Raw genomic sequence first — 21,862 nt, forward strand, 5'->3', positions numbered from 1 at the left:
ATTTAAAAGTTACTTCAACGATGTCTGCCGATAAAACTACACAAGTCACAAAAAAATACGAGGAAATTCATTTTGTAGATAGCACAAAGCCGGTATGGAATTACTCATTACTAACGGACGAGGATATACGAAATTATCAGAATGGAACTATGTATAATGCCTACGAAAAATTCGGTAGCCATGAAGCAGAAGTGTTAGGTACTTCCGGTTATTATTTTGCTGTATGGGCTCCCAATGCTACAGCCGTATGTGTAAAAGGCAATTTCAATGATTGGAAAAATGACACACATCCACTGTATGTTCGTATAGATAATTCAGGTATATGGGAAGGTTTTATTCCGCACTTTAAAAAAGGTGAAGTATACAAATATTTTATTAAAGGATACCAGGGAATTGAGGTTGACAAAGGGGATCCATATGCAAATTTTTGGGAAAAAAGACCTTTAACCGCTTCCATCACCTGGAAAACACAATATGATTGGAAAGACAGCTCCTGGATGAAAAGCAGGATGAAACATAATGCACTGGATGCTCCATGGAGTGTATATGAAGTGCACCTGGCAAGCTGGATGCGCCCTGATAAAAACAATGAAGAAGCGTATAACACTTACCAACAGATCACAGAACGACTGGTTCCTTATGTAAAAGATATGGGCTTTACACATGTAGAGTTCATGCCGGTTATGGAACATCCGTTTGACGGCAGTTGGGGGTACCAGGGAACAGGCTTTTTTGCCGCCACTTCAAGGTTTGGTTCGCCTGAGGATTTCATGGCTATGATCGATGCATTTCATGCTGCCGGAGTTGGTGTGGTATTAGATTGGGTTCCATCGCATTTCCCATACGACTCACACGGTTTGTTCATGTTTGACGGCACACACACATACGAGTATGCAGACATGCGTAAAGGATTTCATCCAGACTGGAACTCATACATTTTTAATTATAAAAGAGGAGAGGTAAAGTCATTCCTGATCAGCAGTGCCCGTTATTGGTTTGATCAATTTCATATAGATGGTATAAGAGTAGATGCTGTTAGCTCTATGCTCAAATTAAATTATTCAAGAGAAGAAGGAGAGTGGGAGCCAAATGAATTTGGGGGAAATGGTAACATAGAAGCCATTGCTTTTATTAAAGAATTGAATGAGATGATCTACAGAGATTTTCCCGATGTACAAACAATTGCAGAGGAAGCAACAGATTGGCCCGGTATATCCAAGCCAACTTTTGCAGGCGGATTGGGTTTTGGTATGAAATGGATGATGGGATGGATGCATGACACATTGGACTATTTTAAAATGGATCCATACTTCAGGCAATTCAATCAGGATAAGTTCACTTTCAGCATGATGTATTTTTATGATGAAAACTTTATGTTGCCATTGAGCCATGATGAAATTGTGCACGGTAAAAGTCCTATGATATACAAAATGCCTGGAGATGAATGGCAAAAATTTGCCAATCTTCGCCTGATGTACACTTATATGTACACCCATCCAGGAGGAAAATTATTGTTCATGGGCAACGAATTTGCACAAACAGAAGAATGGAATTATAAATCAGAGTTGAGGTGGGATCTTTTGCAGTTTGATTGTCATAAAATGATGCAAAACTGTGTTAAAGACCTGAACAATTTATACACATCTTTACCGGCTTTACATGAATTGCAATTCATTCCCGGGGGCTTTGAATGGGTGGAAACAAACCAACGAAAAGAGGGGGTAATCGCCTATAAACGCATCGGAAAAGACCGAAAAAATGATGTATTGGTCATATTAAATTTAACTCCCGTTGTACGCAAAGACTGGAAGGTAAAAATATACGGAAAATCAAACTGGACGGAGGTTTTCAATAGTGACAGTAAGCAGTATTGGGGTACCGGTGATGTATTCAATCCGGCGCCTGAAATTACCCTGGTAGAAAAAAATACTGACTTATATGAAATAAATCTCCACCTTCCGGCGTTAGGTAGTATTATAATGCGATAGCTGTATCAGGCTAATTTATCTCTTTGGTTAAGTTAGTATGATTTTGGTACAGTAATTGTATTTTATCCGTACAACTAAATCCAATAAAGATGAAAAGTCTAATTACCTCTTTGGTATGCTCCTTTGTGGCATTTACCGCCTTCTCAGAAAATTCAGACAGTGCCCAGGTTTATTTTCAAAAAGCGATGTTGGAGAAAACTGCCAAGCGATTTCAGATTGCATCAAAACTATTGGATAAAGCATTGGAGTTCAACCCAAAATATACAGAAGCGTATTTAGAAAATGGTTTCATTAATCTGGAAATGCGTAGAACTGATGCTGCAAAATTTGCCTTTACAAAAGTTTACGAACTAGATCCCAACAATGCCGTTGCGATACAACAATTAACAGAATTATACTATTCATACCGTCAATTTGGAAAAGCGATAGAGTTTGCAAAAAAATGCAAAAACTACCCGAATGCTGAAAAGATCATCGGATTAAGCAGTTACCAGCAGGAAGATTATCCATCAGCAGTTGCAACCCTACAAAGTTTTTTATCAAAGAATCCTAAAGATGCGGAAGCTACCTATACGATCGGAAGAAGTTATCTGGAAATGGAGGAATATCAGAAAGCTGTTCCTTTTTACAAAAAGGCGGTAGAATTAGACCAAACAAAAAATGCATGGTCATATGAACTTGGCTTATTAAGTTATAATAATGATGATTTTAAAACAGCCGTAGTTTATTTTAATAAAGCTGCAGAAAACGGATATAATCAAAGCAGTGACTTTAACGAAAATCTTGGATATGCATATATCTTCAGCGGAGAGTTTGAAAAAGGAGAAAAATTGTTATTGGATTTGATAGCAAAAAAACCAGGTAATAAAGATATGCTGAGAGATATTGCAGATGCTTACTACAAACGTAAAATGTACGATAAATCATTAGAGTTCTGCCAAAAATTGATGGAGCTGGATATGAAAGACGGTAAAGCCCTATGGCAAGCCGGACTATGTTTTCAAAAGAAAGGCGACAAAGATAGAGGTCAACAAATGTGCGACAGAGCTATTGAGTTGGATCCTACTTTGGCCGGCATGCGCCAAAAGAATATGAGCGCAGGTTTATAAAATGTTTTTTGGCTATAACTAAAAAATACATGATGATTGTCCCGGAATTGTTCTCAATTCCGGGATTTTTATTGTCGACACCGAATGGCTGACCTGAAAAAATTAAAATCCACTATTATAATGCATAGCTTTTGCTTACTACGGCCTTAATCTATTCAACTACACATTGAATCTGAAATGCATCACATCTCCATCATTTACCACATATTCTTTTCCTTCAATCCTTAATTTACCGTTTTCTCTGCATGCAGCTTCAGATTTATAAGAAATAAAATCATTGTAAGCAATAACCTCTGCTTTGATAAATCCTTTTTCAAAATCTGTATGGATCACACTGGCAGCCTGTGGTGCTTTCCAGCCTTGATGAATTGTCCATGCCCTTACTTCCTGTACACCTGCGGTAAAATAAGTGGAGAGATTCAGTAATTTATAGGTTGAATGAATAAGTCTGTCTAATGCAGGCTCAGTCATTTTATATTCTTCCATAAACATTTGCTTGTCTTCCGGATTATCAAATTCTGCAATTTGAGCCTCAATAGCATTTGTCATTATAATTACCTGGTTACCTTCAGCCTTTACTGCTTCAATCAATGCATCAGAAAATTTATTCCCGGTATGCATACTTGCCTCATCTACATTGGCAACATATAAGATAGGTTTATCTGTCAACAGGAAAATATCTTCAATGGCTGATTTTTCTTCTTTTGACAATCCCAAAGCTAAAATGCTTTTTCCCTGGTTCAATTGATCTTTACATCTTGTCAATACTTCCAGTTCGGCTTTCATTTTAGCATCTCCGTTCTTGATCAGTTTTTCTGTGCGTTGAATTTTTTTCTCTACGCTTTCGAGATCTTTTAATTGCAATTCTGTTTCAATGATCTCTTTATCTCCAACAGGGTTAATAGGTCCTTCATCTCTCAAAATATTTTCATCTTCAAAACAACGGATCACGTGAATGATTGCATCTACCTCACGAATATTAGCCAGGAATTTATTGCCCAACCCTTCGCCTTTACTTGCACCACGTACTAAACCTGCAATATCTACAATCTCGATTTGCGTAGGCACAGTGCGTTCAGGTTGTACCAATTCTGCTAATTTATCCAGTCGGGGATCAGGTACATTTACCAACCCTACATTAGGTTCAATGGTACAAAAACGATAGTTACTTGCTTGCGCTTTTGCACTATTACTAACTGCATTAAAAAGGGTCGATTTTCCTACATTGGGTAATCCCACAATTCCTGCTTGAAGAGCCATTTATAGTTACGATTTAAAATTTACGATTTTAGATTTGCGGCTGCAAAGGTAAGGGTTGTAGTTGGAAGTTGGAGGTTGGAAGTTTAGCATTTCAAATAGAGCGGATTGTTTTCAATCATCATACTGTTAACTTCCAAGATCTAACTTCCAACCATAAACAAAAGAGCTGTTCCGAAACGAAACAGCTCTTTCAGGTTAAATAAAGCCCAACTATTTATGTTGTTCAATCTTTTTAACAAAATTAGATTTAGGTTGTGCGCCAACCAATTTGTCAACAACCTGACCACCTTTCACAAAAAGGATAGCCGGAATGCTGGTGATACCATAACTCATTGATACTTCGGGATTATGATCAACATTTACTTTACCTACGTTAACTTTTCCTTCATATTCTTTTGATAATTCTTCGATAACTGGTCCGATAGCACGGCAAGGACCACACCATTCTGCCCAAAAATCGATTACCGACAATTTATCTGAGTCTAATACTTTTTCTTTAAAATTTACATCTGTGAATTCGTGTGCCATATTATTTAGTTTAAAATTTGTAGGAAGAGGGCAAATTTACATCCAAACTCTTAAATATGTTGTAATGACATATCCACAATATGTGCTGAAAAAATATTGGCATAAAAACAGGTCATTGTGTCGGCAAAAAGGCCGTTTATTGGTTAAAATAGTGCTTGCAATTGGCAGATATAAAAATTAATTTTAGTTTCTAAAATATTCTGCCATGTATTTAATAAGAGAAACTTTTCAAGCTAAACCAGGCAAAGCGAAAGATCTTGTTAAAATGTTTAAACAAGCTGCTCCGCATTTTGCTAAAGAACAAAAAATGAAAAACATGAAGGTACTTACTGATATTGTTAGTACATACTGGACTGTTGTTCTTGAATCCGAAACAGAAGACATCGGTACTTTCTTTAAAGATCTACGAACAGCTACCATGAGTGATGAATTAAAAGAAATAATGAAAGGATATATGGATTGCGTGGAAGGTGGACGCAGGGAAATATTTATGATTGAATGAGTTATCGATTTGAAAATTTGGAGATTTGGAGATGTAAAACATCTTACTAAAAATTGGCACATTTCCAAATCTCCAAATTACGATGTTACCACACTCACTTCTATATCTTTATTCTCATTGAGAAAAATTGCCATATCATCATTCATTTTAAAATTTTTCTCAAAAGTATTCAGACCAACTTTAAGGTTGTTCCGAACGTCTATTATATTAAATCTAAGCAAAGTTCCTCCGGGATTTTCACTGATGTTTTTTTCAATGAAATTGATAAAATCATTATTGATGAATTGTGGCTCTACAGTTACCGTAACTTGCTTGGTAAGTGCCGGCTTGACTGTTTCTAACAGATGTATCTTACCTAGTTTAAATTCGTATTGATCTGTATTGTATCTGGGTTTGAATCCGCCTTCAACCAACACGATCATTCCTTTATCTAAATAGTTGGTGTACTTCACATAGTCTTCGCTCCAAAGCATGAACTCACTTTTGCCACTATAATCTTCTATGGTTAGTATCCCGAAATTCTTTCCGGTTTTAGTCAACCGATGCTGTGCATCTATCACAAGGCCTGCTACTCTGAACTGTCTGCCTTTATTAGGCAATGTATTTACCATCGCCTTAAACTCATTGTATTCAGCCAGCGGAGTAATATTATAATGTTTCATCTCAAACTTGTAGTTATCCAATGGATGACCACTCATGTACATTCCTGTAACTTCTTTTTCATGATCCAGTTGTTCTATCAAAGACCAAGGCTCACATACAGATAGCTTAGGAGGAACGATCTCCGGCATTACCATATCACCAAATAATGTATTGGTAGATTGTGTGGCTTGTGATTGAAACACACTACCGAACTTAATGATCTTTTCCAATCCCTGCACATCCCCGGGCGCCTGATAAAAATACTGAGCCCTGGTAATATCTTTAAAGCAATCAAATGCACCGCTATATGCTAAACTTTCTAATGATTTTTTATTGACAGAGCGCTGATTGACCCTTTTTGCCAGATCAAATATGGAAGCAAAATGTCCACCTTTGTTTCTTTCGGTAATAATATCTTCGATCGCTTTTTCACCAACACCTTTCAATCCACTGAATCCAAAACGTATCTCTCCTTTATTGTTTACAGCAAATCCGTTATTACTTTCATTGATATCAGGCCCCAGAACAACAAGCCCCATTCGTTTACATTCTTCCATGAAGAAAGTGATCTTTTCAATACTACCTGCATGATTCAACACCGCTGCCATATATTCGCTGGGATAGTGGGCCTTCAGATAAGCTGTCTGATAAGCCACAAATGCATAACAGGTAGAGTGAGATTTGTTGAAAGCGTACTGTGCAAATGCCTCCCAATCGGTCCAGATTTTTTCTAATTTATCTTTCGGGTGTCCTTTAGCGGTAGCACCTTCAACAAACTGCAATTTCATTTTATCCAGTACCGCTCTTTGCTTTTTACCCATTGCTTTACGCAAAATATCCGCATCTCCTTTACTGAATCCTGCAAGCTTTTGTGAAAGCAACATTACCTGTTCTTGATAAACAGTGATACCGTTGGTCTCTTTCAAATGTTCTTCCATATCCGGAAGATCATACTCCACCTGCTTCTTGCCATGTTTACGATCAATGTATTCAGGAATATAGGCAATTGGTCCCGGACGATACAAGGCATTCATTGCGATCAGATCAGCAAATTTATCCGGTTTTAATTCACGTAAATATTTTTGCATACCAGCACTTTCAAACTGAAAAGTTGCATTGGTATCCCCACGCTGGTAAAGCTCGTAGGTCTTTTCATCATCTAATGGAATATCATCAATAGCGATCTCTACACCATGGTTTTGTTTAATGAGAGATAAGGCCGTTTTTAAGATGCTAAGTGTTCTCAAACCTAAAAAATCCATCTTAATTACACCTGCCTCTTCAATAGAGTTCCCTTCGATCTGTGTCATCCAAAGTTCAGATTCCTTTGAAGTAGCTACGGGCAATAATTCCGTGAGATCTTTCGGTGCAATGATAATAGCTGAGGCATGGATACCTGTATTACGAACAGAACCTTCCAATATTTCCGCTTCGTGCAAAATTCTGCTGTTCAGATCATTACCGGCATATAATTCTCTTAATTTCTTTACGTTCTCAATATCGTCAGCAACCAACGACTCTTTTTCTTCCAGACTTTTTTCTCCGTCTTTTGCTTCTTTGGTAGTGATGGGAGCATGTAACAATCGCTTCAGGTTGATACCGGGCTTTTCTGGAACCAATTTTGATAAAGCCCTGCTTTCTGCAATCGGAAGGTCCATTACCCTCGCCACATCTGCTATACTCGATTTGGCAGCCATAGTACCATAGGTAATGATTTGCGCCACCTGGTTCTTTCCGTATTTCTGTACCACATAATCGATCACTTTCTGACGACCATCATCATCAAAGTCCGTATCAATATCGGGCATGCTCTTACGCTCAGGATTTAAGAATCTTTCGAATAGTAAATTATATTTGATCGGATCGATATTAGTAATGCCGATGCAATAAGCCACGGCACTACCTGCAGCAGATCCACGGCCAGGGCCGATGAATACACCGATATCTCTTCCATGTCGTATGAAATCACTCACAATTAAAAAGTAGCCGGCAAATCCCATCTTCCTGATAATGCCTAATTCAAATTGTAACCGTTCTTCAATTTCTGGCGTAATTATTTTGTACCGTTGCTTTGCTCCGCTCCAGGTAAGATGCTCCAGATAATCATCCTGTGATTTGAAAGTAGCGGGAACCTCAAAAAAAGGCAACAGGATTTCTTTCTTCAGATCCAACAGATCTATTTTAGAAACGATCTCATTGGTATTATCGATCGCTTCAGGGATATCTTCAAACACCTTCGACATTTCTGCCGTGGTTTTCAGATAAAACTGATCGTTCGGAAATGCAAAACGTTTATTCTTTGTCATTACATCGTCATCGGTGAATTCACGCAGGGCAGGAGTGGCCTGCTTTTCGCCGGTATTGATGCATAGCAGAATATCATGTGCATTAAAATCTTTTTGATCTACATAATGACTATCATTACTTGCTATAACTTTTACATTGTATTTTTTGGCAAATTTTAAAAGAACTTCATTTACCTTATCCTGTTCGGGTATGCCATGCCGTTGCAGCTCAACATAATAGTCTTCCTGGAAAATATTCAGCCACCATTTGAATTCATTTTCTCCTTCATCTTCTCCTTTTTTCAGGATCGTTTGAGGCACTAATGCTCCCAAACAACAAGTGGTAGCAATCAGCCCTTCATGATATTTATGGATCAGTTCTTTATCAATACGAGGGTACTTACTGTACATCCCTTCTATATATCCGAGTGAGGTTAGTTTTACTAAATTTTTATACCCTTGCTCATTTTTAGCCAACAGTATCTGGTGATGACGGGGATCTTTTTCTTCCTTGCTGAATTTGTTTCTTGTTCTGTCGGTTGTAATATAAAATTCGCAACCAACAACGGGTTTTACCTTTAATGTACCATCGGCATTTTTGTGGTTATATGCTTCTTTTACAAATTCAAAAGCGCCAAACATATTACCATGATCACTGATGGCCAGCGCAGGCATACCATCGGCAATTGCCTTTTTATAGAGGTTTTTTATAGATGCAGCTCCATCTAAAAGCGAAAATTGAGTATGGACGTGTAAATGCGAAAATTTCATTATTACAAATATCGTTCACTCAAAATTGTTACAATAATATCGTTTTCCACAAATGCAAGTTACTGATAATCATATTATTAGTATAATTAACTTGGTTTTACAGGTTTACGGCATTACCTTTGCCCCGGATTTGAAACGACCATTTTATTAATAGTTTGTATTACAGGAATCACAGAAAGGAAAAGTATAACATTATCGAGTTAAGATTGAGAGTTGAATAAATAACAATAGATCAAGTTGTACTTACGTGAAAACTTAAATTTAACGTATGAAAAACTTATTTATTTATGTAGTGATGGCTGGCATTTTTTCTACCACAACCAACACTACTGATGCCCAGACGAATATCAATATTGAAAAACTTAATCAAAAGTCTGCCAAAAAGATATCACTGAAATTTATTGATGGGATTGAATTTGCCCCTGAAGTATCACCTGCTTCAGCTGAGGTAAATACTGAAAAAACTATTGCCCCCGTAAAAAAAGATAAAGCTCCCGAAAAACAGATTACAGCTTCTTCATCCAGTGCAATTGAAACATGCGAAGCATGGCAATTTAAATATGCGATGATGCTGGACATGGAAGTTGAATCTTTTACAAATAGTGCTTTGTATAGTTTTATAGATCAGTGGTGGGGTACCCGTTACAGTTATGGTGGCAGTACCAGAGCTGGGATCGACTGTAGCGCATTCACCGGAAAATTATTAAAGGAAGTGTTTAATATCACTGTTCCCCGTACTGCAAGAGAGCAATACCAGGTGTCTAACCGAATCGTTTTCAGGGATCATTTACGTGAAGGAGACCTGGTGTTTTTTAATACCCGTGGTGGTGTAAGCCATGTAGGACTCTATCTTGGTAATAATTATTTTGTACATAGCAGTGTGCATGATGGAGTTACTATCAGCAGTCTTACAGATCCTTATTACGATAAGAAATTCATTTCAGGTGGAAGAATATATCCGCAGCAAGGCGATGACACGCTAACAAATTTTACAGAAGAAGACAACTAGTCTTCTTTTTTTATACCTGCTCTTTTTAACACCGTTTGCCAAACCGGTTGTATATCCGGTGATAATTTGAACAACAATATCCCCGCCAGGTATATCAAACAGAAAAGTGTACTTCTGATCACTATCCAAACAAATCCCTGGTAATTATCCAATAAAAAATAACAGCAGAAAAAAGTACCCAAGCCTAACAGGATGGTATACAAAGTTTGAATGGTAAATGGTTGCAGATCAAATTTCTTTTTGATATACCAATAACGGATTGCATTGTAGATAGTAAAGGAAATAAGATTGGCTATTGCCGGTCCTACAACACCAAAATAATGCTTGGTCAACACATAATCAAGAGGAAGAGTAATGAATACCAGGATCAGGCCCGTAAAGAAATCAAACCTCCAAAAAACAGAAGTGGTAATGATCTGTGCATTTACACCTGTGCCCATATCTACGATACGCATGAGACCTATAAAAAAGAAAACCCATTTAGCATCGAGGTATCCTTTTTGAAAGTGAAAAGTAAATACGCCGTCTGTAAAATTCAGCCATATCAGGGAAAACATCCCCACAGCAAAAACTAATTGATTGATCGATGACCGCTGATAAATTCGTTGGATCCGTCCAAAATCTTTATCCTTCCAAGCCTGCGACAATGGTCCCATTGAAGCAGAAATAACGCCACGTTGCGGAGCTTGTATAAGACTGGCTATGTTTTGCGCCAATGTAAAAACTGCCACAGCAGCCAATCCATCCTTTAAAACGGAGGCAATCAAAAAAGAATCAAAAACACTGGAAATGGTAAATACAAAATTCCCACCAAATACAAATGAAGCAAGTATCAATATCTTTTTGTAAAATTTTTTTGTAACTATACTGACAGAAAAGGTTAAATGAAAATATCCTTTTGCGATCAGGTAAGCTATCATAATAAATGCGATGCCCAGGTACGTAAAAGAATATATTTTGATGAATAGATCAAAATCAGTCAAAACACCGATGATCGTTAGCACAATCAATATTGTTGTAAATAACCTGAATTGCACTTCCCGTAAAAAATTAGCAAGTACTGCCTTTTTGATCTGCCAGGCAAAATTTTCAACGATGCCATATAAGGTAAGTCCTAACCCAAAAGGGAAAACCCAATAATAATAAGTGATCAGCTTGGGAGAGTGTCCTCCAAATTTTCGGATGATCAGGTCTTTATACTGAATACCGGCAATAGCCACCAAACAAAATCCTATCAATGATACCAGCAATGCCCAAGTGAGCATATCGTTCTTTTTTCTGGGCAGATTATCATTGTAATAAGGATAAAATTTAGAAACATACACCGTCATCCCCAAACTGGAGAAAGATGCCATCAAACTGGCGATAGCAATAAATATAGCTGTTAAGCCATATTCATCTTTTGTAAAACCTCCTTCACGGGTAAATAAATAGGTATTGACAAAACCTAATGCAAAGCCGATATACACTACTACCGAGGAAATGATGCTTTGCTTTCTTATTTGAGACATAGGTTTCTTTGCTGCTAAATTACTCTACCTTTTTTGTATTGATGTAGAAATTTGGGTCTACTGAAAAATTTATTTCTCCTTCAGGATAAAGAGAAAGCGTTTGCCATTGTTCTGTAGGCCTTATCCATCGCTGTCCTTTAGCATTGATTTTTAACGGCAAGATAAATCCTTTAATGCAATTTGTATAACGGTACGATATTTTGTACCCCTCGATCTTATATTCCAAAACAGGTATTTGTATGGTTCGTAAATATTGATCAAACACCTTACTGAAATTGATCTTCGATTGCTTGATGATATACTCCTCGATTTGCCGGGTAGTGACTGTTTGATAGTAAAACGTTTTATTTAATCCTTGTAAAATCTTTCTGAATAAAGCATCATTATTGATCACCTGCCGGATAGTATGGATCATATTGGCGCCTTTGTAATACATATCAGTAGTTTCCGATTCTTTGTTTACCCCATAAGATGAAATGACAGGATTCTTATTCTCGATATTTTCCCTGGTGCCTTGCAAATAGGCATCAGCAGCTTTTTTGCCATAATAAAATTCAGTAAATAATGTTTCGCTGTAATTGGTAAAACTTTCATGCACCCACATATCAGCAATATCTTTTGTGGTGATATTATTACCAAACCATTCGTGACCACTTTCGTGTACAATAATAAAATCCCATTTCAATCCCCAGCCGCTATGGCTCAGGTCATTTCCTAAATAGCCATTCTGATATTTATTGCCGTAAGCAATACCACTTTGATGCTCCATGCCTAAATGCGGAGCCTCTATCAATTTATATCCATCTTCATAAAAAGGATAGGGGCCAAACCAATATTCAAAAGCCTTCATCATTCTTTTTGCATCAGTAAATTGCTTTTTTGCTTTTTCCAGATCATAATCAAGCACCCAATAATCCATAGTGAGATTACCTTTCACACCTTTGTATGTTTCGCCGAAGTGAACATATTTACCAATGTAAAAAGCAAGATCATAATTATTGATAGGTGATTTTACTTCCCATGTTACCGTCTTGGTATTGTCATTATTATCAACCGATTCTTTTAACCTGCCGTTGGCAACTGCAACCAATGTATCAGGGAATGTCATAGTAAGGCTTGCTCCTTTATCCGGCTCATCACTTTGATGATCTTTACAAGGATACCAAACACTTGCTCCCAAACCTTGACAAGCCACACTTATCCAAGGATTATTATTTTTATCTCGTTTCCAGATAAGGCCACCATCCCATGGAGGATAGATCGCTATTTGTGGTTTACCGTGATAGTATATAACTAACTTATGAGTTCTCTTAGATTTTTTTTCTGCAATGTTATTGAAGAAATAAGTGTTACCGTCTCTGGTGATTTTTTCAATTTTTGATGCGGCGGTAAGTATGCCTTTATTAAGTAAACCATTATTTAATGTATCATTACGGATATAAAAGACGCTATCCAAAACTAATGGTTCCTGTAAATCAATTTGCATGACAATACCCTTTCTTATAATTTTAAACTCAATATTAGCGTATCCGCTGATCGTACTATCTTCAAAATCAAATTTCACATTCACATCATACCTCAACACATCCCACCAGTCTCTTCCTGTGCCAACGCTGCCTCTTAAAGTATCCGCATGTGTAAATGACTGAGCAATCGAATAATGAAAAATGAAAAATGAAAAATGAAAAACGAGCAGCACGCTTACTAAATGTTTCATTATTGTTTGTTTATTATATGCTAATTTAGTTTTCTTTTATCGCATTTATGAACCATTTAAATAATAATACCGCAATCAGGAAAGCTTTGCAATATGCCTGTTACTTATTATTCATTACTTATTCCCTGCAACTTTCATCCTGTAATACCCATGAACATCACGATAAAAAAATATTTCATTACAACGAACAATCAGGTATTGCTTCTTTAGATCCTGCATTTGCAAAAAACCAGGCCATCGTTTGGCCGGTGCATCAATTGTATAATACATTGCTGGAAATTGACAGCGATCTCATCTTACGGCCCTCATTGGCAAAGAGCTGGGAGATAAGCGATAACAATATATTGATCACTTTTCATTTACGTACTGATGTCAATTTTCATGATGATGCTTGTTTTAGTAATGGAAAGGGCAGAAGACTGATAGCTGATGATGTGGTATATAGTTTTAAAAGAATCATTGATAAAAGTGTTGCCAGCCCGGGTGCTTGGATATTTAACAATAGGGTGGACTCTCTCAATGCTTTTACTGCCATTAATGACTCAACTTTTCAATTAAAATTATCAGGTGCATTTCAACCTATATTGGGCATATTAAGTATGCAGTATTGTTCTGTTGTTCCGCACGAAGCAGTAGAAAAATATGGCAACGAATTTCGCAGACATCCCGTTGGCACCGGCCCCTTTAGCTTTGTAGCCTGGGAAGAAGGACAAGCATTGGTGTTAAAAAAGAATGAACATTATTTTGAAACTGACAAGCACGGAATACGCTTACCGTATTTAGACGGCATCAAAGTTTCTTTCTTCGATAGTAAAGCCACAGAGTTTTTAGAGTTTCGACAAGGCCGGTTAGATTTTATCAATGATATTGACGCTTCTTTTAAAGATGAGATATTAACCAAATCAGGAAATTTGAAAAAAGAGTGGGAGGGGAAACTCATATTGCAAAAATACCCATACCTGAACATAGAATACTTAGGTATATTGGTAGATAGCACCAATGAGTTGGTAAAAAATTCTCCTTTGCGATCAAAAAAAGTACGACAGGCTATAAATTATGCATTCGATAGAAAAAAAATGATGTTATACCTGCGTAATTCAATTGGCACTGCAGCCGAAAATGGCTTTGCCCCGATGGGATTACCTTCTTTCGATACAGCAGTTATTGGTTACCGTTATGATGTTGCCAAAGCAAAACAACTACTGGCCGAAGCAGGATTTCCTGATGGGAAAGATCTGCCTGCCATCAAACTATTAACCATTCCTATCTATGCAGACCTGGGAAGTTATATTGCCAACGAATTAAAACAAACAGGCATCAATGTGCAGGTAGAAACGATACAGAAAAGTTTGCTTTTGCAACAGACAGCCAAATCACAGGCGTTGTTTTTCAGAGGCAGCTGGATAGCAGATTATCCTGATGCTGAAAATTTCCTGAGTCTTTTTTATAGCAAGAACCCGGCGCCCCCAAACTATACACGCTACAAAAATCCAACGTATGATGCATTATACGAAAGAGCCATCGCAGAAAAAAATGACTCGATAAGATATGCGCTATACCAACAAATGGATAAAATAATTATCAATGACGCACCCGTGGTTCCATTGTGGTATGATATGGTGATACATTTGGTGCAACCAAATATTGAACAGTTTTATCCGAATAGTATAAACTTGCTGGAACTCAGAGAAACGAAAAAGAATTGACCTTACTTCAATTTGTCTTTGAACATTTTTTGAAATTTTTCTACTTTAGGACGAACTACAAACTGACAATAGGATGAATCTCCATTCAGGTTAAAATAATTCTTGTGATAATCTTCTGCAGGATAAAATACAGTGAATGGCTCCAAAGTAGTAACGATAGGGCTACTAAAGGTTTTGCTATCGGTAAGTTGCTGTATATATTTTTCAGTGATCTCTTTTTGTGCCGCATCATGGTAAAACACCACACTACGATATTGTGTACCTACATCATTTCCCTGCCGGTTCAACGTAGTAGGGTCATGTGTTTTCCAAAACACTTCCAGTAATTCCTCAAAACTGATCACTGACGGATCGAATTCTATATGCAGGCATTCCGCATGACCTGTAGTACCCGTACAAACTTCTTTATACGTGGGATGTTGGGTGGCGCCGCCACTATAACCACTGGCTACTTTATTAACACCCTTCAATTGCTGAAATACAGCTTCGGTACACCAGAAACAGCCTGTTCCTAAAGTGGCAACAGAAATATTATTGTCCGGCATGCAGGTAATTAGTTAAATGACTGATCGTTTCTTCCTGAGATAAGATCGTTTCTTTTACCAGGTCATTGATAGAAAGAATACCGATCGCTTTATTATTTTCAAAAACTGGCAGATAACGGATATTCCTGTCAGACATCAACGACATACAATAATCAACTTTATCAGCCGGGCTCACTTTAGGCAGATCATCCGAAAGGATTTCTGTAACCTTGGTATCACTTGAAGATTTACGATTCAATACTATTTTTCGGGCATAATCTCTTTCTGTCATAATACCTACATATTCATCTCCTGATAGAACAACAACTGCTCCGATATTTTTTTCAGCCATGATGGTAAGGGCATCAAATACTGATGTGTCGGGGGTTACAGCAATTAAATTGATGCCTTTACGGGAAAGTACATCAGAAACTTTTTTATTCATACGACAGTTTTTAGGTACTTGTAAAATACAACTTTAATCCCAAAAAATCAGTGAATCTGAAAAATAAAAACAAGAATAAACACATTATTTCAATATTTTTTTGGGATTAAATCTTCCGCTCCGTACTTTTGCGCCGGAGAGATGGCAGAGTGGTCGATTGCGACGGTCTTGAAAACCGTTGACTGTTACAGGTCCGGGGGTTCGAATCCCTCTCTCTCCGCCTGATAATTGCTCAATTATCTCAAAACCCATTAAAATCTAATATTTAATGGGTTTTTTGCATTTTAACCCCCTTAAAATCCATCATTTTACCCCATCCTTACATGTCTATATCCTTGTCTTTTTACCTCTTAAAATCAATCCAATGATTTACGTGTAAATATTTGATTTTTAACGTATTAAATTGTAACTTAATGCCATTAAAATACACTAATCGTTGTCCATGAATCACGTAAATACACCAACCCGAAATACATTCTCTATTCTGTTTTTCATGCACAGAAGTAAAACGAATAAAGACAAAGAACATCCAATTTATTGTCGCCTTACAATTCAAGGCAAATCAAGGGAGTTTTCAACCCAAATTTGGGCTCAAAATGAAAAATGGAATCCTAAGGCTGCCAAAATAAATGGAACGACTGAAGTGGCTAAAACTGCTAATCATACATTGACTACAATTAAGCTAAATCTACTAAATATTAGAGCCGACTTTCAATCACAAGGAAAACTAATAACCCCAGAAATTGTTGTAAATACCCATTTAGGAAAATCGGGCAAATTATACACCTTAATACAGCTCCATGAATACTATAATGAACAACATGTAAAGAAGCTAATTGGAAAGGATTATGCAATTGGTACTTATGAACGTTACAAAACGTCGCTGGATCATCTAAAACGATTTCTAACCTATAAGTACAAAATAGATGATTTATTCCCGCATGATTTAAATTACTCTTTTGCTACAGATTATGAATTTTATCTAAAAACTACAAGAAGTTGTTCTCATAATACCTCTTTAAAATATATCAAAAACCTAAAAGCCGTTATCAATTTTGCCGTAAGACAGGAATGGATAAAAAATAATCCAATTGAACGTTATAGGGGCAAATTGGAGCGTATTGATAAAGAGTTTTTAACCGAGAAGGAATTGAATGTCATTGAAAACAAGATATTGCCTAATGAAAGACTAAATGAAGTAAGAGATGTATTTATATTTTGCTGTTATACCGGTCTTTCGTATTCCGATTCTGTAAAACTTAGTAAACAAAACATTGTACTTGGAATAAACGGCGGTAAACAAATCAATATTAAACGTACTAAAACAGATATTCTTGCGAATATTCCTTTGCTTTCAAAAGCATGGGAAATTATTGAGAAATATAAAGACAATGAATTTTGCCAATATAATGACAGATTACTTCCTACTAAAACCAATCAAAAACAAAATGCTTATTTGAAAGAAATAGCCAATTTATGCGAATGTAATAAGAAATTAACCACTCACACAGCAAGGCATACTTTTGCGACTTTAATGCTAACAAAAGGGGCATCTATTGAATCTGTAAGTTCAATGTTAGGTCATACCAATATTAGAACTACTCAAATCTATGGTAAAATAATAGAGGAGAAGGTGTCCAATGAAATGGTAAAAATCAATGAACAACTTAAAGCGGTTTAAATACCTGGTATTTGAAATTTGCTTCTACATGAATAGGTTGTAAAAAGAATTATATTTGAAAAATTAAAAAATAAAACTAGAGGCATATAAAAACATAAAAATATTTTAACATATAGCGTTTAATTTCTCTTCGTTGGAAAACTGGTAATTTAAAAATGTGCAGAGAAAAAGTTGAATGCTCACGTAAAGCGTGAGTGATTTACTTTCTTGCACAAGGTATACCAGTACCTCCAACGGGATTGTTATTTTGCTCACGCTATTTTATTTAAATAACTGTTAGAGCAAAGCAGTGACAAAATCACTAATTATGTTCAAATTCATATTATATGTTGTAGTAGGATGTCTGTGTATTGCATTCCCTCTTTTACTTGTGCCAATCATTGCAATCTTTTTATTAAGAAGGATGTAAGGATTTGAATTTAGACCATTTATTATGCTAGTTACTATCAATTTCAAACAAAAATTATATGACACCCACAAAACAAAGCAAAACAAAACAATATTTAGTAGTCATAGGCGCATTTCTATTTATGGGATTTGTTTATGAAAAATTGGGCTGTACGGACACCAAAGATAAAAATGGAACATCTACGGAGACTGTTAAAAATGAAATTCCTTCTATGACAGAAGGAGAGTACTTAAAGTATTTTCAAGACAAATGGGATGCTGTTAAATTAGAAACGGAAGGTCAATTTCCACAGTATGAAGATTATCAGGTATCTCTTGAAAATGTTTTGCAAGAAATACTATCAGCTTTACAAAAGGATCCTTCCTTTAAAGTTGATTCGCCATCAAAATTGAATAAACTTAGGCAACAATTAATTGATAGTAAAAAAATGAAAACCGCTATATCAAATTATCTAACATATGGTCAACCAATGTCAGATTATGCACTTAAAGATGCTTGTCAAACTTATTTAGAGCAATATGCAAATGACCCAAATAGTATTGATATTGAAAATTACAAAATACTAAAACAATCAAAAAAGGGATGGGTAGTTGTTGTTAAATACCGAGGCAAAAATGCTTTTGGAGGACTTGTTTTAAATATTAGCACTTTTGATGTTCGTTTTAACCCTTCTGAGAAAATTTATTATGCTGTAAGTGCAAATTGAAGTAGGTTATAATATCTCTATTATTCATCTTTATTAAAAATAACTAGCCAAATCTAGCAGACCATTTTCGAGATACACAAAAATTTAAGCTTTATATATTTTCAATAAAATCACGTACTAAGATATTGCTCAAATAAAACTTTGGCATATGCTCTACCGTTCCTCATAATACCCCATTTACTTAAAAGAACAATCAATGCATAAAAAATAAGCAGCCCTATGCTGACTTTGTAAGCAATATTAATTGGATGGATGTTTTTGAAGATAATAATGTTTGCAACACATGCAAATAATGCTATTAAACTTCCTCCTACTAAGTTTCTTATAAATCCATATTCAATATTATGTTGCAATAACAATTTATTATCTCTGGTTTTATTCCTGATTTGTGATACTGCAAATGCTATTTGTTTCCTAGCTTCTATTTCGTTCTTTTTTTCATCCCGTTGATTTAATAATGCGATGTTTAACTCATTATGTATTTTTTCTCTTAGTTTATCTTTCATGCCATTGCTTAAAGATTTATCAGAATGTAACAAAAAATTAGTTGTAGGCATATGTATTTCTTCTTTGAAATAAAGTCTTTGAAATATCTCTTTGGAAATAAATCGGTTTAGTTGTATTACCCCATAAATTAAACTACCAGTAATTGTAACATGTAAAATGATAGGAACCGCAATTATGTAGCTCATCAAATCGTTAAGTTTAGTACCTAATGTAAAATAATAAAAAATTATTACTGGTATAATAGTAATAAGAGTAGGGTATAACCGAGCTTTGGTGAAATAGTTATTCATAATTATTCAAATATAAATGGTAAAATTTTTTCGTTTGTTACTATCACTGCACATGTAGGAATTGGTGTTGTTCTATTTATTGTAATGAGTTCCTCAATCGTTTGTTTATCCCTACAACTTAGTGATTCTAGATCCATAGGATGTGTATGCCATTCTCCAACATAGCCTATTACTTGGCCAGTTTTTTGTTTTATATATTCCACTTGTTCAGGTAGTCCTTTAACGCCTCTTATGAATCCATTGCATGACCCTTTACTATCCTGAGGTTCTTGTATTATATCAAATACATGAATTGTTTTAGTCTTATAGTTTGAGACGCCTATTAATACTCCGCCTGTTTCAATATCACCTTTTTCTTTACACAATTGAAAAAATTTATCTTTAAGCCCAGGTAACATTCTTAACTCCCATTTGCTACCAACATTGCAGGAATAGATATCGAAAGGTTCTACTAATTGACTTTCACTTTTTATAATAGGCAGTCCTTCATTGTCAAAAATACTTGCGTACATTAAACCTAAGTCGGATATGTTTTGTTTATCACTTTCATTATGTAGCACCTTTGAAAATATGCTGGAATGTAAAGAGATGATATCATCGGGCATAATAGTAGTTGACGAACTACATCCTAGTCCAACACTTAAATTTGTAACTTCTCGTTCGGAATCTCTTTTTCTCCAATCTTCAAAAATTGGGTTTTTGACAGCTTCATAATATGCTAAGCTTACAAGATCATCAATTCTCGGATTTCTGTTTGCCCCTTCAATATATAATAATCCCAATTTTCCATCATTCACTATTTCGCAGCGAGCAATACTCAGGTTTTCAGGAACTTCTTTTTGAACTAACCAATTTAAAACATTGTTACTAGCTGTAGTATCAATAAGCCAGTCATAATTATTTAGTATTTCATCTGAAATATTATGAATCTTATAATCATAAGCAACAAAACCATTGGTGCTATCTGATTCAAATAAATCTTTTATTTCCTTTATTACTGCATTCGCCTTATTAAGGCCAATTTTTCCATTATATAGAGCGTGTCTTGTTAAATTATGTTGTAAAAAATCGTCACTATCTATTACTCCTATATCCATTTTCCCACTTCGGGCATCATGTATAATAATTTTAGAGCCCAAAGATCCTGCACCAACATAAAAAGACTTTGAATTTCTTTTTTCGCCTGAGACTTTTTCGGCTAACGCTTTACTAAATGGTTCTATATGTGATTGTATAGACACCTTTGCACTACCAGGAATTTTATTTTTTTTTAATTCACCTGCACTTATTAAAAAGTTAATAAACTCATAATCACCATCGTATCCAATAATTTTTTTTGGCCTTTTAATAGCATATATAACCGGAATGCCATTACGTAAATGAAGGTCAATGTTTCGATAATTAGTTATCAGGTCATTTATGTCAATACTTCTCGCTTGAAAATACAATTTTAATTCATCATAGTTTTTAGGCAATTCAGTATAATAATCACTTTCAATAGCGTTATCTTCTTTCCAAATTAATATTGAAAACAGAGGGAATGCTTCTATTTTATCTTCGAGTTTGGTATTAATTTTTTTTATGGCCTCCAACGTAGTTGCAATGCTTATAAATGGAATAAGCGATAAACTTCTGTAAGTTAAACTATGAACATTTTGATAGTCGTCTTTATATACATATCCTAATAATATTGCAAACGGATTCTCAGAAGTAAATCTTAAATTTTCACTTACAATTCTATTTAGCATATCGTATTTGTAAATATGATATCCTTTATAACTTTCTAATCGTATAGGGTCAAATTCATCGCCATCATCAACTAATTTTCCAATAGCGGCTTTAAAAAGCCACTGTTCTGTGACAGCCAATAAATCATGGGTAGTTTTATTTGAAAACCATTCGTTTGGATCATTTCTTACTAAACATAATCTAGCAGGCTCAGTTTCATTTTCACTTGCATATAAATGAGACAAATACTTTTTAGGAAAATCTTTTCGATTGCTTAATATTCTTGGGATTATATTCGGATACTGAGTTAAAGAGAATTTTATTAATATGGGTTCTTCTGATCTTATATCAATATCATTTACAGTGCCCATTGGTGGAATGGGCACTGTGAACACAACAGGAATGGCTATGTTATAATTATCAAATTTAAGAATCGCTACTTCTTCCAAATTAAAGAACCGTTTGATCTCATTAATACTATTATTAATAGATTCAGGTAATTCTCCAGTATAGGGTTCTAATTCTTCACTAAAAAGCATATTTT

The 21,862-nt window shown here is 35.5% G+C and carries 16 protein-coding genes and 1 tRNA gene; 8 read left to right on the forward strand and 9 right to left on the reverse strand.

Features of this window, described 5'->3' with window-relative positions; translation table 11 throughout:
• Nucleotides 1-20: 20 nt before the first annotated feature.
• Entirely contained in the window at nucleotides 21-1,988 is a 1,968-nt protein-coding gene (gene glgB / locus LK994_RS11960) for a 1,4-alpha-glucan branching protein GlgB (protein ID WP_229760318.1), read from the forward strand.
• An 89-nt stretch (nucleotides 1,989-2,077) separates the two neighbouring features.
• Nucleotides 2,078-3,097, forward strand: coding sequence for a tetratricopeptide repeat protein (locus tag LK994_RS11965; protein WP_229760319.1), 1,020 nt, complete (start codon nucleotides 2,078-2,080; stop codon nucleotides 3,095-3,097).
• Nucleotides 3,098-3,256: 159 nt separating this feature from the next.
• Here the strand turns inward: LK994_RS11965 and ychF are convergent, their stop codons facing one another.
• The gene (gene ychF, locus LK994_RS11970; RefSeq protein WP_229760320.1) at nucleotides 3,257-4,357 is read right to left on the reverse strand and encodes a redox-regulated ATPase YchF; all 1,101 of its coding nucleotides are present in this window, start codon (nucleotides 4,355-4,357) and stop codon (nucleotides 3,257-3,259) included.
• Nucleotides 4,358-4,567: 210 nt separating this feature from the next.
• Nucleotides 4,568-4,885, reverse strand: a complete 318-nt coding sequence (gene trxA, locus LK994_RS11975) for a thioredoxin (RefSeq protein WP_229760321.1) — start codon at nucleotides 4,883-4,885, stop codon at nucleotides 4,568-4,570.
• A 205-nt stretch (nucleotides 4,886-5,090) separates the two neighbouring features.
• Between trxA and LK994_RS11980 the strand changes: the two genes are divergently transcribed.
• A complete protein-coding gene (locus LK994_RS11980; RefSeq protein ID WP_229760322.1) occupies nucleotides 5,091-5,387 on the forward strand; it encodes a hypothetical protein in 297 nt (98 codons plus the stop codon).
• Nucleotides 5,388-5,464: 77 nt separating this feature from the next.
• On the opposite strand, the gene dnaE is transcribed toward LK994_RS11980, so the two are convergent.
• Nucleotides 5,465-9,085 carry a DNA polymerase III subunit alpha gene (gene dnaE / locus LK994_RS11985; RefSeq protein ID WP_229760323.1) on the reverse strand — a complete coding sequence of 1,207 codons (3,621 nt, stop codon included), beginning with the start codon at nucleotides 9,083-9,085 and terminating at the stop codon, nucleotides 5,465-5,467.
• 268 nt (nucleotides 9,086-9,353) lie between these two features.
• Here dnaE and LK994_RS11990 point away from each other — a divergent pair, with 268 nt between their 5' ends.
• Nucleotides 9,354-10,094, forward strand: a complete 741-nt coding sequence (locus LK994_RS11990; protein WP_229760324.1) for a C40 family peptidase — start codon at nucleotides 9,354-9,356, stop codon at nucleotides 10,092-10,094.
• On the opposite strand, the gene LK994_RS11995 is transcribed toward LK994_RS11990, so the two are convergent.
• Complete coding sequence (locus LK994_RS11995; RefSeq protein WP_229760325.1) at nucleotides 10,091-11,605, reverse strand: polysaccharide biosynthesis C-terminal domain-containing protein; 1,515 nt, start codon at nucleotides 11,603-11,605, stop codon at nucleotides 10,091-10,093. The two genes, LK994_RS11990 and LK994_RS11995, sit on opposite strands and share 4 nt — an antisense overlap.
• 19 nt (nucleotides 11,606-11,624) lie before the next feature.
• Nucleotides 11,625-13,322 carry a M1 family metallopeptidase gene (locus LK994_RS12000; RefSeq protein WP_229760326.1) on the reverse strand — a complete coding sequence of 566 codons (1,698 nt, stop codon included), beginning with the start codon at nucleotides 13,320-13,322 and terminating at the stop codon, nucleotides 11,625-11,627.
• Nucleotides 13,323-13,369: 47 nt separating this feature from the next.
• Between LK994_RS12000 and LK994_RS12005 the strand changes: the two genes are divergently transcribed.
• On the forward strand, nucleotides 13,370-15,028 hold the full coding sequence (locus LK994_RS12005) for an ABC transporter substrate-binding protein (protein WP_229760327.1): 1,659 nt from the start codon (nucleotides 13,370-13,372) through the stop codon (nucleotides 15,026-15,028).
• A gap of 2 nt (nucleotides 15,029-15,030) precedes the next feature.
• Here the strand turns inward: LK994_RS12005 and msrA are convergent, their stop codons facing one another.
• Together msrA and LK994_RS12015 are read right to left on the reverse strand one after the other, a co-directional pair.
• The gene (gene msrA, locus LK994_RS12010; RefSeq protein WP_229760328.1) at nucleotides 15,031-15,573 is read right to left on the reverse strand and encodes a peptide-methionine (S)-S-oxide reductase MsrA; all 543 of its coding nucleotides are present in this window, start codon (nucleotides 15,571-15,573) and stop codon (nucleotides 15,031-15,033) included.
• Entirely contained in the window at nucleotides 15,560-15,997 is a 438-nt protein-coding gene (locus tag LK994_RS12015) for a CBS domain-containing protein (protein ID WP_229760329.1), read from the reverse strand. The genes msrA and LK994_RS12015 overlap by 14 nt, the downstream gene beginning before the upstream one ends.
• A 135-nt stretch (nucleotides 15,998-16,132) precedes the next feature.
• Between LK994_RS12015 and LK994_RS12020 the strand changes: the two genes are divergently transcribed.
• The 3 genes from LK994_RS12020 (at nucleotide 16,133) to LK994_RS12030 (ending at nucleotide 18,793) form a co-directional block, all read left to right on the forward strand.
• A tRNA-Ser gene (locus tag LK994_RS12020) sits at nucleotides 16,133-16,217 on the forward strand.
• Between the two features lie 273 nt (nucleotides 16,218-16,490).
• Entirely contained in the window at nucleotides 16,491-17,678 is a 1,188-nt protein-coding gene (locus LK994_RS12025; RefSeq protein WP_229760330.1) for a site-specific integrase, read from the forward strand.
• Nucleotides 17,679-18,145: 467 nt separating this feature from the next.
• Entirely contained in the window at nucleotides 18,146-18,793 is a 648-nt protein-coding gene (locus LK994_RS12030) for a hypothetical protein (RefSeq protein WP_229760331.1), read from the forward strand.
• A 110-nt stretch (nucleotides 18,794-18,903) separates the two neighbouring features.
• Here the strand turns inward: LK994_RS12030 and LK994_RS12035 are convergent, their stop codons facing one another.
• On the reverse strand, nucleotides 18,904-19,485 hold the full coding sequence (locus LK994_RS12035) for a hypothetical protein (RefSeq protein ID WP_229760332.1): 582 nt from the start codon (nucleotides 19,483-19,485) through the stop codon (nucleotides 18,904-18,906).
• A 107-nt stretch (nucleotides 19,486-19,592) separates the two neighbouring features.
• Entirely contained in the window at nucleotides 19,593-21,857 is a 2,265-nt protein-coding gene (locus LK994_RS12040) for a ThiF family adenylyltransferase (RefSeq protein WP_229760333.1), read from the reverse strand.
• Nucleotides 21,858-21,862 lie beyond the last annotated feature (5 nt).

Origin of the sequence: Ferruginibacter lapsinanis (assembly GCF_020783315.1) — a bacterium.
In the GTDB taxonomy this organism is placed as follows: domain Bacteria; phylum Bacteroidota; class Bacteroidia; order Chitinophagales; family Chitinophagaceae; genus Ferruginibacter; species Ferruginibacter lapsinanis.